This is a genomic window from Exiguobacterium sp. s89, assembly GCF_018617735.1.
Classification (GTDB): domain Bacteria; phylum Bacillota; class Bacilli; order Exiguobacteriales; family Exiguobacteriaceae; genus Exiguobacterium; species Exiguobacterium marinum.
In genome coordinates this window covers 83,373-99,422 of record NZ_JACSKS010000002.1, presented here as the reverse complement: position 1 = coordinate 99,422, position 16,050 = coordinate 83,373, and the positions used below count along the sequence as shown (strand labels likewise).

The 16,050-nt window shown below is 47.4% G+C and carries 14 protein-coding genes; 7 read left to right on the top strand and 7 right to left on the bottom strand.

The window, feature by feature from the left end; genetic code table 11:
- Positions 1 to 46 precede the first annotated feature (46 nt).
- From KNO96_RS06510 to arcA, 5 genes are all read right to left on the bottom strand, one after another.
- On the bottom strand, positions 47 to 2,389 hold the full coding sequence (locus tag KNO96_RS06510) for a glycoside hydrolase family 31 protein (RefSeq protein ID WP_214703087.1): 2,343 nt from the start codon (positions 2,387 to 2,389) through the stop codon (positions 47 to 49).
- Positions 2,390 to 2,550: 161 nt separating this feature from the next.
- Positions 2,551 to 3,513, bottom strand: coding sequence for a carbamate kinase (gene arcC, locus KNO96_RS06505; RefSeq protein WP_214703086.1), 963 nt, complete (start codon positions 3,511 to 3,513; stop codon positions 2,551 to 2,553).
- 15 nt (positions 3,514 to 3,528) lie between these two features.
- Entirely contained in the window at positions 3,529 to 5,004 is a 1,476-nt protein-coding gene (gene arcD, locus KNO96_RS06500; RefSeq protein WP_034770817.1) for an arginine-ornithine antiporter, read from the bottom strand.
- Positions 5,005 to 5,061: 57 nt separating this feature from the next.
- Complete coding sequence (argF, locus tag KNO96_RS06495) at positions 5,062 to 6,090, bottom strand: ornithine carbamoyltransferase (protein WP_026824950.1); 1,029 nt, start codon at positions 6,088 to 6,090, stop codon at positions 5,062 to 5,064.
- A gap of 21 nt (positions 6,091 to 6,111) precedes the next feature.
- Positions 6,112 to 7,341: an arginine deiminase gene (gene arcA, locus KNO96_RS06490; protein WP_214703503.1), complete on the bottom strand. Its 1,230-nt coding sequence runs from the start codon at positions 7,339 to 7,341 to the stop codon at positions 6,112 to 6,114.
- 320 nt (positions 7,342 to 7,661) lie between these two features.
- On the opposite strand from arcA, the gene mgtE reads away from it, so the two are divergent.
- Positions 7,662 to 9,020 carry a magnesium transporter gene (gene mgtE, locus KNO96_RS06485; RefSeq protein WP_214703085.1) on the top strand — a complete coding sequence of 453 codons (1,359 nt, stop codon included), beginning with the start codon at positions 7,662 to 7,664 and terminating at the stop codon, positions 9,018 to 9,020.
- 115 nt (positions 9,021 to 9,135) lie between these two features.
- On the top strand, positions 9,136 to 10,914 hold the full coding sequence (locus KNO96_RS06480; protein WP_214700361.1) for a solute:sodium symporter family transporter: 1,779 nt from the start codon (positions 9,136 to 9,138) through the stop codon (positions 10,912 to 10,914).
- Between the two features lie 18 nt (positions 10,915 to 10,932).
- On the opposite strand, the gene KNO96_RS06475 is transcribed toward KNO96_RS06480, so the two are convergent.
- Positions 10,933 to 11,832, bottom strand: a complete 900-nt coding sequence (locus KNO96_RS06475) for a GGDEF domain-containing protein (protein WP_214703084.1) — start codon at positions 11,830 to 11,832, stop codon at positions 10,933 to 10,935.
- 173 nt (positions 11,833 to 12,005) lie between these two features.
- On the opposite strand from KNO96_RS06475, the gene KNO96_RS06470 reads away from it, so the two are divergent.
- The 4 genes from KNO96_RS06470 to KNO96_RS06455 all read left to right on the top strand — a co-directional run bounded on the left by KNO96_RS06470 (position 12,006) and on the right by KNO96_RS06455 (position 14,410).
- Positions 12,006 to 13,022 carry a serine hydrolase domain-containing protein gene (locus KNO96_RS06470; RefSeq protein WP_214703083.1) on the top strand — a complete coding sequence of 339 codons (1,017 nt, stop codon included), beginning with the start codon at positions 12,006 to 12,008 and terminating at the stop codon, positions 13,020 to 13,022.
- A complete protein-coding gene (locus tag KNO96_RS06465; RefSeq protein WP_214703082.1) occupies positions 13,019 to 13,399 on the top strand; it encodes a GNAT family N-acetyltransferase in 381 nt (126 codons plus the stop codon). The genes KNO96_RS06470 and KNO96_RS06465 overlap by 4 nt, the downstream gene beginning before the upstream one ends.
- Positions 13,400 to 13,410: 11 nt before the next feature.
- Entirely contained in the window at positions 13,411 to 14,118 is a 708-nt protein-coding gene (locus KNO96_RS06460) for an SDR family NAD(P)-dependent oxidoreductase (protein ID WP_026824944.1), read from the top strand.
- Between the two features lie 82 nt (positions 14,119 to 14,200).
- Positions 14,201 to 14,410: a hypothetical protein gene (locus tag KNO96_RS06455; protein ID WP_026824943.1), complete on the top strand. Its 210-nt coding sequence runs from the start codon at positions 14,201 to 14,203 to the stop codon at positions 14,408 to 14,410.
- An 18-nt stretch (positions 14,411 to 14,428) separates the two neighbouring features.
- On the opposite strand, the gene KNO96_RS06450 is transcribed toward KNO96_RS06455, so the two are convergent.
- Positions 14,429 to 14,851 carry a hypothetical protein gene (locus KNO96_RS06450; RefSeq protein ID WP_051545936.1) on the bottom strand — a complete coding sequence of 141 codons (423 nt, stop codon included), beginning with the start codon at positions 14,849 to 14,851 and terminating at the stop codon, positions 14,429 to 14,431.
- A 143-nt stretch (positions 14,852 to 14,994) separates the two neighbouring features.
- Here KNO96_RS06450 and KNO96_RS06445 point away from each other — a divergent pair, with 143 nt between their 5' ends.
- Complete coding sequence (locus KNO96_RS06445) at positions 14,995 to 15,987, top strand: MDR family oxidoreductase (RefSeq protein WP_214703081.1); 993 nt, start codon at positions 14,995 to 14,997, stop codon at positions 15,985 to 15,987.
- Positions 15,988 to 16,050: the final 63 nt, after the last annotated feature.

Sequence of the window (16,050 nt, the reverse complement as noted above, 5' to 3'; positions counted from 1 at the left end):
AAAATCCAACATTTTTCTGACATGACAAAAAGGGGTTGCCCCCCTTTTAGTCCAACATAAGTTCAAGTAGCGCGTCCTGCAAATCTCGATCGAGTTCTAACGCATGAAGATCAAACAACCATGCTTCGAGACGGGTCTTCGTTGTGGCCATCTGATACAGGCGATCTTTCAAGTCGTAGGCAATTTCCGCGCGGTCTAAAAACCGATAGAGACGGTCGAGTCGATGTGCGTTCTGCGTCACATCGACCGGAAGTGTCACGGTCTGTTCTTTCTTTAATTCACCGAATGGAATGTGTAACGTCTGTGTCTCTGCATCATAATCACCATCACCGACAACACCGCGGACAAGAATCGTCAACGTCCGTTTCGGCGGAACGAGAGTCAGGTCGCCCGACATCTCGATGTGTAGCGTACGTGCTTCCCAATCGAGCGTGAACGTCGTTTCGAGCGACGCCCCTGTTTCATAATCCCTACTTTCTCCGTCGTCCTCATACATCGTAAATGTATTTGAAGCACCTGGGAAGACGAGCACCTCTAATGCGCTCGGATTCCCCGTATCGTTTCCGTGCGGCTCGTGTGGCATCAATGGAACGATAGCACCCGCTTTGGCGAAGACCGGTTGTTGATTGAGTCCACGGAACACACGAATCGTTTTATCTCCTTCATAGCGGTGTCCTGTGAAGAAATCGAACCACTCTCCCTTAGGTAACCACACATTCGCCGCGGCGACGTGGAGTTTTCGGTCCATCGGCGTGACGATCGGGGAGACGACGAGTTCACTTCCAAAATAAAATTGGTTCGCCACCTGATAAGCCGCTTCGTCGTCAGGATGCTCGATATACATCGGTAACACGAGCGGTAAGGCATCCGCATGATTACGATAGTTCATCGTATACAAATACGGGATGAGTTGGTGGCGTAGTCGTAAGAATCGCTTCATCGACTGTTCGGCTTCTATACCGAAACGCCAAGGTTCTTTGCCGTTAAACGTGCTGAACGTTGAGTGTAGACGCATGATTGGACTGAACACCCCATACGCGACCCATCGTGCGGCGAGCTCATCATCTTTTTTACCACGATGATGCCCACCAATGTCATGACTCCACCAACCGTATCCAATGTTCGTCGCCGTTGCGGTAAAATACGGCTGGAAGGCGAGCGAGGCCCACGAGATGATTGTGTCTCCCGAGAATCCGACCGGATAACGGTGACTTCCCGGGCCTGAATAACGAGAGAAAATGAGCGGCCGCTTGCCGTCACGGGCAATATCGACCGCATGGTAATGATTTAGCATCCATAAAGGATCTAGCCCTTCCATCTTCGACGTCGAACCCTGCTGCCAGTCAATCCACCAAAAGTCAACGCCGTCCGCTTCATGCGGATGATGCATCTGTTCGAAGTACGCTTGAATGAATCGCTTGTCTGAAAAATCAAACGGGATTCGGTCTTCCGATGCCGGATCGATCCCCATCGCTTCAGCCATCGCCGCGTAGTTGTCTTCAAACGCACGTACCCCGTCCGCGGGATGCAGATTCAGCGTCACCATCATCCCTTCGTCTTTTAACCATTTGAGGAAACGCTTCGGTTCAGGGAAGAGGTTTTTATTCCAGGAATACCCCGTCCAACCACTCCCGTACTCTTCAGGAATGTCTGTCACATGCCAGTCCATGTCGATAACACTGACTGAAAACGGTATGTCTTCTGATTTAAAGCGACGCATCAGCGCCTTATACTCTTGTTCGTCATACCGCCAGTAGCGACTCCACCAGTTCCCGAGAGCTTTACGAGGAAGCATCGGCGTCGGACCCGTCAACGTGTAAAAGTCTTGAAGTGCTTGTTTATAATTATGTCCGTATCCAAAGTAATAGATGTCATGAATTCCTTTTCGTCTCGGTTCGACGAATCGATCTTCCGTCATCAAAAAAGAGGATGAATCGTCAATGATCGCATACCCTTGTTTCGAAAGAATCCCTTCCTCTAATTCTGTCGCCCCGTCCACATGGTCGAGCGTCCGCGCCGTTCCTTTGAGTGTCCGTTCCGGACCGTTGAACATGTAGCGGCTATAATACGTACTAAAATTCCCTTTCACGTCCACATAGAGCGTATTCGGCGCGAACGGACCTTTCGTATAATATAAATGAATATGTTCCGTGATGATTTGAAGTTCCGTCTCATCTTCAACCACTCGGAAATTTGGCACATCAAATTCCCGATTCCACGCAACTTGGGTGGCGCGGTCTTCAAAGACACCGTCTTCCGCGTACTCCATTCGAATCAACTGACTCGTCAACACGGTAAAGCGATAGCAGCTTCCCTGCACGATCGCCTCTCTTTTTGCTTTTGGTTTCATCCATGACTGATACACATGATTTTCTTCAAATAGGCGCATACATACGAGCGTTTCCGCTCTCCGTCACTTCCTTCCTGAAATAAGTGCAAACGTTTACACTAAATATGATAGCAATCTCATTTTTGGCATACAACTTTCCTTCCCCTTGAATCTGGACAGAAAACAAAAAGTCGCAAACGTTTCACGTTTGCGACACATTCTTATTGTTGAAGAGAAGGGGCCAAGCGGACACGCGTACCGGCATCCCCATATATGGCCGCTAATGCTTGATCGAGCGAGGTGATAATGGCGACCCGGTTCGTACCCGACTCCGCGAACTGCAGGGCCGCTCTTACTTTTGGCAACATGCTACCCGGAGCGAACTGTCCTTCCGCGATGTATGTTTCTATTTGTTCCTTCGACGCCTCTTGGAGCGCCATCTCACTCGGCTTCCCAAAGTTGACATATACATGTTCGACCGCAGTCAGGATGAGAAGCACGTCTGCATTGACGAGATCGGCTAGTTTCGCAGCGGCGAAATCTTTATCAATAACCGCCTCGATGCCGACATATCCTTCAGGCGTCTCCATGACGGGAATGCCACCGCCACCGGAAGCGACGACGATGTGACCTGATTCGACGAGTGTTCGAATGACCGTGTGTTCAGCGATTTTCATCGGTACCGGACTCGGAACGACCCGGCGATACCCTCGTCCTGCATCCTCTTTAAACACGTATCCTGTCGTTCGTTCAAGGTGAAGTGCCTCTTCCTCTGTATAGAACGGACCGATTGGTTTAGTCGGATGGTGGAACGCACTATCGTTTGGGTCGACAACACTACGCGTGACGAGAGAGGCCACTTCGCGTTCAAGGCCACGTGCACGTAGCGCTTTCGTCAATGCATTTTCAAACCAATATCCAATCATCCCTTGCGTCATCGCTCCACAAACGTCAAGGGGCATCGCTGGCGTTGCTGGACTATCTGAGGCAGCTTGTTGCAACATCAGATTCCCGACTTGCGGACCGTTCCCATGCGTGATGATGACGTCGACTCCTTCTGCGATGAGTGAGGCAAGAGATTCCGCTGTTGCCTCCACCGCTCGCATCTGTGCTTCAGCTGTAGCATCTTTCCCTTGTTGAATCGCATTACCACCCAAGGCGATGACCACACGTTTCTTTTTCATATCTATACCCCCCGATCAGATGACTGAGATATTACCCGATAGTATGCGAATGACTGCGAAGATGGCAAGTGCGGTCAAAACCCCAGCGACCATCCACTCTATTTTCGTGAGTGATTTAATTCCATTTTCACGCTGCGCTTTCATGTAGAGAAGAGTGCCCGGTGCATATAAAAGTGTTGTGAGAAGCAAATAGTCAATTCCTGCGGCATAGATGAGCCACAGTCCGTAAATGGACGCGACCAAACCAATCGTCAAATCGCGCATTCTCCGCTCACCTGCACTGTAGCCAATTCTATTTTTCGATACTTTTACTTGGTAAAATGCTGAGAACACGTACGGGATCAAAATAGCACTTGAAGCGAGTGAGAAGGCAAAGTTATACGCTGCATCTGAAATCAAGAACGTGAAGAGGAAAAGTTGGATCAATCCATTCGTCAACCAAAGTGCGTTGACTGGAGCCTGATTTTTGTTCTCTTTCGTGAACCATTTCGGGAAGACACCGTCTTTCGCAGCGACGAATGGGATTTCAGCCGCTAAAAGGGTCCACCCAAGCCACGCTCCTAGTACAGAGATAACTAGCCCTCCGTTGATGAGCATGGCTCCCCACGGCCCGACTGCAGACTCTAGCAGATAAGCCATCGCCGGTTGCGAGGCATTCGCCACGTTTTCGGGCGTCATGAGCCCAAGTGACATGACGGAAACAAGTAAATAGATGACGAGCGTTCCGAGTAACCCAATCACGGTTGCTTTCCCGACATCGGAACGTTTTCGAGCACGACCGGAAAGGACGACAGCCCCCTCGACACCGATGAATACCCATAAAGTCACAAGCATCGTTGAGACGACCTGGTCGCGGACGCTTCCCCATGAGAAGCCGCCTTGTCCCCAAAAATCGAAGGTGAAGTTTTCGAGATTGAAGAAGAACAAGCTAATCGTAATGAATGCAAAAATCGGAACGAGCTTGGCGATCGTCGTAACAATATTAATCATCGACGCCTCATGCACCCCTCGCAAGATGAGCGTATGCACAAGCCACAACATAATTGAAGCTCCGACAATCGAGGCAATGTTTTGCCCGCCTTCAAAAATCGGGAAGAAATAACCGACCGAACTGAACAGCAGTGTGGCATACGCCACGTTGCCGAGCCAAGCAGATAACCAATATCCCCATGCCGAGTTAAATCCGACGAATGATCCGAATCCGGCTCGTGCATAGCTGTAAACACCGCCATCCAAGTCAGGACGACGATTCGTCAAATTTTGAAAACTGAGACCAAGCGCAATAATCCCGATTCCGGTGATAACCCACCCGATCAAAATGGCACCCGCGTTCGCACCTCGAGCCAAATCTGCTGCCAGGTTAAAGGCACCACCGCCAATCATCGATCCGACGACAAGTGCCGTCAACGCTCCAAGACCTAACCGCTTATCTTGCTTGTCAGGATGTACTCCAGCCGAACCACCTGAGTCATGCTCCACTTTCGTAGACATTCTACTCATCCCTTTCGCTTATTATGAAACGGGAGGGGGATTTCCCCTCACCGTCCGTCAACGTTCAAGCCATTCGCGTGTCTCTGTGAGCGTTGCTGCCATGACCGCCTTGATCGTATGCATTCGGTTTTCAGCTTCATCAAATACGAACGAGTGACGACTCCGGAACACCTCATCTGTCACTTCCATCTCCGTCAATCCATACTGTTCATGAATCGCCCGACCAACTTCTGTTTCTAAGTCGTGGAATGCCGGAAGACAATGCAAGAACATGATATCTGGATTGCCACTCGTCTGAAGCATATCCATGTTCACTTGATACGGTCGTAACAGCTCAATCCGTTCAGCGAAGGCCGCTTCCTCGCCCATCGACACCCATACATCCGTATAGACGACGTCCGCGTGATCCATCGCTTCCTCGATACTCTCCGTTAAAGTAATCACAGCACCTGTTTCAGCTGCGACTGATTTGGCATAATCGACAATTTCGTCAGACGGCCAAAGTGATTTCGGTGCGCAAATACGCATATCCATCCCTACTTTTGCGCCGCCGATCAAGAGAGTGTTGCCCATGTTATTTCGTCCGTCACCGACATACACAAACTTGATTCCGGCCAATTCTCCTTTTTGCTCTTTCACTGTCAAAAAGTCAGCTAAGATTTGTGTCGGATGATAAAGATCGGTCAAACCGTTCCAAACAGGTACACCCGCATCTTTAGCAAGACCCTTGACCGTCTCATGGGCAAACCCGCGAAACTGAATCCCGTCAAACATACGACCGAGAACAATGGCCGTATCACGTACTGATTCTTTCTTCCCGAACTGGATGTCGTTCTTGCCTAAATATTCCGGATGCATCCCTAAGTCAATTGCGGCGACGGTGAAGGCACACCGTGTCCGAGTTGATGGTTTTTCAAAGAGAAGGGCGATATTTTTACCTTCACATATCCGATGTGGGATACCTTGTTTTTTTTGACGCTTGAATGCAGCAGACAAATCGATCAAATAATTGATTTCTTCACCAGAAAATTCGTTTAGTGATAAAAAGTGACGACCTTTCAAATCAAAATTGAACGTTGTAGACATACTGCTTCCTCCTTATCAAATTTAGATGTCTTGTCGAATAATTGGACAACTCATGCAACGTGGACCTCCACGTCCACGTGATAGTTCACTCGACATGATTTCGATCACTTCAACGCCTTCTTTACGGAGCAGTTCATTTGAGACGTAGTTTCGGTCGTATGTGACCACGACACCTGGAGCAATCGCGAGCGTGTTTGACCCATCGTTCCACTGTTCACGTGCTGCCGCAATCGGGTCGCCTCCCCCACAAGGAATCAAGGTTACTTCCTGTAATCCGAGGACGTCTTTTAATACTTTTAACAAATCAGTGTGTTGTGCGATTTGAAGTTCACCTTCTGCATTTAAGGAAAGTTCAAAAATATTCATTTTGCCTTCCGGACCTTGGATGAACGGATGGATGGTGAACTTATCATGATCGACCATTGTAAAGACGGTATCTAAGTGCATAAACGCACGTGATTTTGGAATTTCGATGGCGATTACTTTTTTGAAGCTGTCTCCATGCTTGAGTAAGTTGAGGGCGACACGTTCAATTCCTTGTGCGGTCGTACGTTCAGAGATTCCGATAGCGACAACTTCTTTCGACAAGACGAGTTCGTCTCCGCCTTCCATCGCAAATCGATAGTCGCGGTCCGACCAAATCGGAACATCATGTTTCGCAAAGCGTGGGTGATAGCGCATAATATACTGCGTGAAGAGTGATTCACGGCGACGTGCCGGCTCTTTCATTCGGTTAATAGAAAGTCCATGTCCGATCGCTGCGGCAGGATCTCGTGTGAAATAGAGGTTTGGCATTGGATCTAAAAAGAAGGGGTACGTATCTTCAATCATTTCGTGCAAGTGGCGGCGTTTTTCCGGCTTGATTTCTGATTTCCGGATACCGGCCATCACCGTTTCAATCAGCATTTCGTTATCAAAATCCAGTAAATACTCTTTTAATGTTTCGTAAGAGCCGTTGATATTTGATTTAGACTCGGATAAGATATCCGCGACAAACTTTTCGCGCACACCAGGGAGCGATAGCGTCTCAGTCATTAGTTTTTCAAGATAGAGAACTTCCACACCACGATTTTGGAGCGCACTCGCAAAATAGTCGTGCTCTTTTTGAATGACTGGCAAATGGGGAATATCATCGAACAAGAGTCGCTCTAAATATTCCGGTGTGAGATTTTCTAATTCTCGACCTGGCCTTTTCAGTAATACTGTTTTTAATTCTCCAATTTCTGAATACACATGAATCGGATGTTTCAGCGTCGTATCTTGTGAAATCGGTTGATTTGTCATTGAGATCATCTCGCTTCCTCCTTGTGATTCGGGTGTTTAACTACCCTTACCTTATCACTTTACCAAATTTGTGAATGTCTAATCCGGCACTTCACCTGTTATTGATTCCACATATGTATGAATAAATCTTCACATTCGTGAATGAACAAACAAAGCATAAAAAATCATTGTTATGGCAATGGGGAATATGATGTATGGATGATGTATATAATCGCTCTAAAAATGTTAAAAAAAAATTATTCAAAGAAAAATAGTCTAAAAAATGTTAGAGATCAGGATGTGACGACATGAGAATAGAAGAAATGGAACAAAAGCAACATCAAGCAGAGTTTCGTGTATTGATTCAGAAGGGAGACCCAATCGACTTTCGGGATTTATTCCTCTCCCTTCACCCTGGTGAACAAGCCGACCTTTTTATCGAACTCGACCAGAATGAACGTACATTTGTGTATCGGGCCATTTCCCCCGAAGTATTCACCGACTTATTCGAAAAGTTGACGTTAGATGAACAGTGCATGTTCATCCAAGAAACACCCCAACCGTATGCTGTTCGTATCTTAAATAAGATGTATTCAGATAACGCAGCCGATTTGATGCATGAGCTACCCGATTCATTCATGGATACGCTCTTTGAACAGATGGATGATATCGAGGAGCAAGAAGTAAGAGAGTTGATGCAATATCCGGAAGAGACGGCTGGTTCTATTATGACGACTGAGTTTGTCGTTCTCCAAGCCGACAAGACGGTCGGACAGACACTTGCAGAGTTACGTGAACTCGGACCTGACGCCGAGACGATTTATTATTTATACGTCGTCGACCACACGCATCAACTTGTTGGCGTCGTCTCATTACGAGATTTGATTGTTGCGCCGCTCGATGCAAAAATTGAGGATATCATGGGTTTTCGTGTCATCTCGGCAAACGTCATGACAGATCAGGAACACTTGGCCCGTATCGTACAGAAGTATGATTTGTTGGCACTCCCGGTCATCGACGACCACCAGAAACTACTCGGCATCATCACGGTAGATGATGTGTTAGACGTCATCGAGCGTGAAACGACGGAAGACTTTGAAGAACTATCCGCGGCGAAAGGGTCTTCTGATATCAACATGAGTCCGTTTGAGGCAGCAAAAAAACGCGCCCCGTGGATTGTCAGTCTCATGTTTCTTGGCATGATTACCGCCTCGACAATCGGCAGCTTTGAAGATACGCTCGAGACGATCGTGTTACTTGCCGTCTTCATGCCACTTGTCATGGGATCCGCCGGGAACGCGGCTACCCAGTCGCTTGTCGTCGCTGTTCGGTCGATTGCGCTCGGTACGATTAATCGTAAGAACGTCATGAAGATGATTCGACGCGAGTTCGGGACCGGCATCCTGTTAGGAATCGCTTGTATGATTGTCATTTTCGGCGTCATCACTCTTCTATATGGCAACATGCTCATCGGCTTTATTGTTGGGATTTCGATTTTCGCCGCGCTCAGTGTCGCCACGATGATTGGTACAATCGTTCCACTTCTGATTAACCGATTGAAATTAGATCCCGCTGTCGCATCTGGACCATTCATTACGACGTTGATGGACAATCTAGGGCTCATCATCTATTTCACGGTCGCGACATCTATGCTTCAGTTTTTATAACGCTCGATTCCTCGAGCGTTTTTTTGATTTCGTCAAAACTAGATGACTAATTTCCAACTCGTTCGGGTATCCCTTACAAATACATATAAACAAAAGTAAAGATTGAGGGGATTCTATGACGTTTCAACAAGTACTCTACATACTCGTGACCGGCGCCTTGTTCATGGGGCTCGTCGCCTACGTCTCATATCGAATGACGAAAGGAAAAGTCGAAAGTGCCGATGATTACTTTTTGGCCGGTCGTGGACTGACAGGCGTCTTCATCGCGGGATCGCTCCTCTTGACCAACCTGTCAGCAGAACAATTAATTGGCTTGAATGGTCAATCCTTTGCCGGCAACATGTCTGCGATGGCATGGGAAGTCACAGCTGGAATCGCCGCCATCATCATGGCGCTCTTTTTGTTACCACGATTTCTCGGCATCGGAATTTCGACAATACCTGAATTTTTAAGTCAGCGCTACGACGAGGATGTCCGTCGATTAACCGTGCTCTTGTTTTTATTAGGCTATATGTGCGTGACAATTCCATCTATGCTATATTCCGGTGGATTGGCAGTTCTCCAACTGTTCGATGTACCTACTCTGCTCGGTGTCAGCTTTGAACAGTCCCTTTGGTTAGTCATTTGGTTCATCGGCATCATCGGAGGCATCTATGCTATTTTTGGAGGACTTCGAGCGGTCGCTGTATCCGATACGTTGAACGGGATCGGTCTCATCATCATTGGTTTCCTCGTCCCGACGCTCGGTTTTCTCGCGTTAGGTGACGGAAATTTATTAGACGGAATGAAGACGATTGTCACGACGAATCCTGAAAAGTTGAACGCGATTGGTTCAGCCAATGATTCGGTACCTTTTCTCTCCATATTCACAGGAATGATTTTTGCGAACTTGTTCTACTGGGCACTCAATCAATATGTCATTCAACGAGCGCTTGGCGCAAAAAACTTGGCTGAAGGTCAAAAAGGAGTACTTTTTACCGGGTATCTGAAGTTACTTGTTCCAATCTTCATGCTGCTACCTGGCGTCATTGCATTTCATCTGTACGGAACAAACATCGAAAAGGTCGATCTTGCTTATCCGAGCTTGATTGCCGAGCTGTTGCCAATGTGGCTCATGGGCTTTTTCCTTGCCGTCTTGCTTGGAGCCGTATTCAGCTCGTTTAACTCGCTCTTGAATAGTATTGCGACGCTCTTTGTCCTCGATATTTATAAACCAAAATTTAAACCGGATGCCTCTGACCAAGATTTGATTCGCGTCAGTAAATGGTTCGGGACGTTCGTAGCACTTGTTTCTTTCTTTGTCGCCCCGAACCTCATGTATGCGCCAGACGGCTTGTGGGACTTGATCCGTCGCTTCACCGGCTTCTTCAATATCCCGATTCTCGTCATCGTTTTAATCGGGATGCTCGTTAAACGTGTTCCTCCAATCGCCGCGAAGACCGTCGTCTTTTTCCACGTCATCGCTTACTATTTCCTCGTGTGGGGAACGAAGCAATGGTTCGGTGTTGAAATCGGCATCAACTTCATCCACATTTACGGAATCCTCTTCGTCATCGAGACGGGAATCATGCTCGTATTTGCGCGTGTACGACCAATGCTTCAAGCGAATCCAATTCGAATCGAACTCGGTCGCGTCAAACCGTGGCGTCACGCATTGTCGACATCTATTTTGCTTGTCGCTTCAATGGTATTCGTCTATCTCGTTTTCTCACCGGTTGGTCTCGCATATGCAGACGGGATTGTGTCAGGATGGTTCGCCCCGTTGACGATTGGACTCGTTATCCTGACTACGATTCTCGTTTGGGCTTCTTACCGATACGGAAATTCTCGTTATGAACGCTATTTGAACAAGCTAAGTGAAGAACCGGCTGAGATAGAAGAAGCCAGCAGCTAAAAAACAGACCTTCTTGAACTAAACGTCAAGAAGGTCTGTTTTTTGTTGTCGCTTCTGTTCATACATCGCATCATCCGCACGTTGCCAAAGTCCTTCGATTGATGCCGGATGAGATGCCCAAGCCAATCCGATTGCAACGGAAATCGATTCTTTTTGACAAGCCGCTTCAATTTGGCAAACCATTCGTTCACATGCGTCTTCAGGCATCATCTCAAGAAACAAGACGAACTCATCTCCTCCTAAACGGTAAACGGATGATTCAATTTCCTGAAGAATCATACCGACCCGTTTTAACAAACGGTCACCAGCAGAATGCCCTTCTTCGTCGTTCACGATTTTTAAATCGTTCACATCTAGCACGATGATTCCGACGTCACACGCTTTTCCATCTTGATCAATCGTCTCTTCAAACGCCCGACGATTGAAGACGCCGGTCAAACTATCGTGGCGACTTTCATACAGCAGACGTTCACGCTCCGTCATGGCTGCTTCGATGTTTCGAATCACACCTTGAACCGCTACGATTTCTCCATTTTCATAGATTGGGGTCGTGTATTCCTCGAACCACACGTAAGAACCGTCATTCGTGCGCCATCGTTGAAGAATCGCTTCTTCATAGTTGACGCGTCCCGCCACTTTATCGAGCAACAGTCGCCGATCGTCCGGATGGATTCTGCGAAAACATTCCCGTGCGTCGGAGTAACTCTGCATGACGGTCCCTTCCCCAAGATACAAATCTAGTGAAGGGCTGATGTAGCGAAAGCGCCATGCGGGTTTCGTTTCAAAAATATAAATGACATCTTTCGTTTGATTCCCGAAATGCATAAACGAAAGAGTCTGTGAGTATGGCTGTTGACGTTTATATAGCCACAATGCGATCAAAAATCCAACGAGTATCCCCCAAAAGAATAGCGTCATTGAATTCACTTCCTCTCTATTCGCCAATATCGTACCACGTTCGAAGTCAGACACCTGTATCAATTCCTGTTATTTGGTAAATGTTTTTTTGAATATTGAGTAAATTCATAAGAGGATTTGATACTCGTGCTATAGTCGAACTATACAAAACGACTCAACACTTGGAGGTTCCTTTGCAAAATTTCACGCATCTATCGTTGAACGAAACATTTTCTGGTGTCTATTCTGTCACGAGTCCGACAGAATCCATTCATCACTCTTTCGGCTACGCCAACCGCTCAGAACAGATTCAAAATGAAGTGACGACACGATTCGGGATTGCTTCTGGCTGTAAGTTGTTTACGGCAATCGCCATTTGTCAGTTGGTCGAACAAGGTCAACTGTCTTTTTCCACTTCACTTGATTCGTTTCAAACATTCGACTTACCAAACATATTGCCACAAGTCACCATTCATCAACTGTTGACTCATACGTCGGGTATCCCTGACTATTTTGATGAGTCCATCTCTGATGATTTCGAAGCATTATGGCGCGATGTTCCGATGTATCGTCTTCAACAGTTACGTGATTTTTTACCACTATTTCAACAAAAATTCATGAAAGATGAACCGGGGTCTCGATTCTCCTACAACAATGCGGGGTATATCCTGTTAGGGTTGATTGTGGAAGACGTGACCGGGCAATCTTTCACCGACTATATCGAACAATCGATTTTTCAGCCTGCCGGTATGATTGATTCCGGATACTTCTCGCTTGATGCCTTACCTGCCCAGACGGCGCTCGGTTATATCGACCACTCGAACGGCACGTGGCGCACAAACCAATATGCGATTCCAATCAAGGGCAGCGCAGATGGTGGCGCATATGTCACCGTTCAAGATATGGGCCGGTTTTGGGAAGCTCTTTTCTCACATCGTCTTCTTGACTCGTCTTCAACGTCCGTCCTCCTCACTCCGCATGTGACCGTCAATGACCGTGGCGAGTGTTATGGATACGGTGTTTGGATTCAACGTCATGCGACGGAAGAGATTTATAAGTATCATGTGATGGGGTATGATCCCGGCGTCAGTTTCCATTCTGGATACTACCCGAAAACCGCTACCATCTCGGTTGTTTGTTCAAATCAATCAGATGGTTCGTTTGACGTGATGAAACAAATTGAAGCACAGATTGGAGAGCGGATTGAATGAACATTCGTGCATATGTCTCGTCAGATTTTGAACACATCCAGCAACTCAATCGTGATGAAGGTTGGACCCAACTCGTCGAGCGGAATGAACTGACCCGTGAGGCATGGAAACAATCAAACGTCACCTATGTCATGGAGTCTGAGAACGGGGAGATTGTCGCTTATTTGCGTGGATTGACCGATACGACAGTCACCTTGTTCGTCTGCGAATTATTGGTCGCTCCCGCACGTGGGCTCGGCGAACAGTTGCTCCAACATATCCATGCACTACACCCAACAACGCGCATCGAACTGTTGGCGAATCAACTCTCTCACACATATTACGAAAAGTTACGGTTCCGACCGTTTTATGGTTTTCGGAAAACCATTCACGAATAGGAGGAATGTATATGAAACTTGCTCTCGTCACGGGTGCATCGCGTGGTCTCGGCCGTGCCATCTCCCAAGAACTCCAATCTCGAGGTTATGAAGTTGTCGGTCTCTCGCGTTCACAGGCAGAAGAGGTTACGTATCAACAGCTGTCAGTCGACCTTTCAAACGTCTCTGGAATCAATTCAGCCATCGAAGAAATCACTCCGCTGCTAGAAACGGCTGATTCAATCCTTCTTGTTCAAAATGCAGCATGGATCGAACCGATTCATCGCGTCGGACAATTAGATGGTGATAAAGTGACCGCTCATGTCCATGCCAATTTGCTTGCGCCGATGCTATTGGCGAATGCGGTCCTCGCTTTCGATAAGCCGACTGAGTTAATTCATGTGACGTCTGGCGCCGCTAAACGTCCGATTTCAGGCTGGAGCGCTTACTGTGGCACGAAAGCAGCCCTCGACCATTTTACGAATACGTTAGCACTAGAACTGGAAGGAACACCGCATTGCGCAGCTCTATTCAATCCAGGTGTGATGGATACATCGATGCAGACCGAAATTCGTTCTTCTTCAGAAGACGCATTCGCCGACCTTGAACAATTCCGTTCATACGAGACGGAAGGGCGACTCCGATCTCCGGAGACGGTTGCTCGCGTTTTCGCAGAACAATTGATTGACCGCTCTCTTGAGAACGGCAAAACCTATTCGATTTATGACTTAATTAAATAATTTACCAGGTTAAAAATAGAGCCACCCCTCTCTAGTTAAACCGTCTACACTACATGCATAGACACGTGAAAGGGTGGAGCGTATGAAAACAATTGCCGGAGGATTACTGCTATTTGGTCTGTTCAGCTTAGCGATGTCGTTCACAATGATTGGGGATACCGCAATCGTTGGAGCGATGGTAAGCGGGGTTTCTATTTTATGCAGCGTCGGGTTATTATTCGGAGCAACCGAATTAAGTCGTATTCGTCATGACTTGCTTCACGACAAAAAAACGTCTTTCCCATCTGAATGAGGGAAAGACGTTTTTGATTCAATCTTCTTCGTATTCATCTAATAAATCATCGACATCGTATTCTTCGAAGTCGTCTTCGTCGATAAAGATATCGCGATCGTTCACAACGTGAATTGGGCCATTGGCCACGTCGATGCGAATCGTCCACGCCCAAGGAATGCGTAACCGGTTATAGACCCCTGTCCAGAATTCCATCGATTCTTGCTCATACTGTTCAAATTCTGTCAGGAGTTCTTTGAACGAAACACCCGATAACTGGAAGTTTGAATCCTGGAGCCGTTGAAGCGCATGATGTTTCGCTTCTAACTCGGCTGCCCGAACCATTTCTTCAGCGGTCGCCATCTCTAGGATCGTCCCGTCTGGTGGGAGAATATCGTATACGTTAAACAATTCGCCTTCTTCTACTTCTACATCATCAAACTCATAGTCATCGTGCCGCATACTACATTCCTCCTTACGCAATTTGAATCTTCTTTATTGTACCACTCTCTACCCGATTCCCCCTAAAGAATCGTGCATATATTTTATTTCGCACGGGAAAGATAGGTAGAGTGAAGATATCCAAAGGAAAAGAGGTTACACAGATGAATGAATCATTCCAAGCACTCGTGCTCGACCAACAGGATAACCACCTTCATGCCGAAGTAAAAGATGTCAAATCCGACGTGCTCCCAAAAGAAGAAGATGGGAACGTCTTAGTCGAAGTCCACTATTCTGCGTTGAACTATAAAGACGCACTCGGATTAACGGATTCAGGTAAAATCGTGAACCATTACCCATTCATCCCTGGATGTGAATTCGTCGGGAAAGTAGTCGAATCGGACCATCTCGACATTAAAGTCGGAGATGAAGTCATCGCCACTGGTTTTGGAATTGGCGAACGTCACTTCGGTGGTTTCAGTCAATATGCCCAAGTCCCGGGAAACTGGCTCGTCAAATTACCGAAGGGGATGACTATGCGCGATGCCATCGCTATCGGGACACCAGGGCTGACGGCGATGTTATCGATTGATGCACTCGAGCACGCCGGTGTCCGTCCTGGGGAAGAGGTACTCGTCACGGGGGCGACAGGTGGTGTCGGGAGTTTCGCCATTACGTTACTTCGCCGTCTTGGCTATCACGTCGTCGCCTCGACTGGTAAAACAGATTCACCTTACTTGCGTTCACTTGGTGTCGAGACCATCATCAATCGTAGCGAATTAGAAGGATCTGTTCGTCCACTCGCCAAACAGCGTTTTGATGCCGCCATCGATTCAGTTGGCGGAAATACACTCGCTAATATCTTGAGTCAAATCAGGTATGAAGGTGCTGTTGCCGCATGTGGTCTCGTGGGAGGAACCGATTTGCCGACGAGCGTTTACCCGTTCATCTTACGAGGGGTGAAACTAATTGGAATCGATTCAGTCATGCAACCAATGGCACGCCGTATGAACGCATGGGAACGTCTTGAAGAACTCATCGACACGAAAATGTTGAACGACATGATTCATGAGATTCCGCTACACGATGTCCCACGTCACGCCGAAGCGATGATGCGAGGAGAGTTGAGCGGTCGCACCGTCGTCCGCCTTCGTTAATCGAACAAAAAAGAGGCTGAATCGATCGTGTCGATTCAGCCTCTTTTCTCTCTATTCTCAATG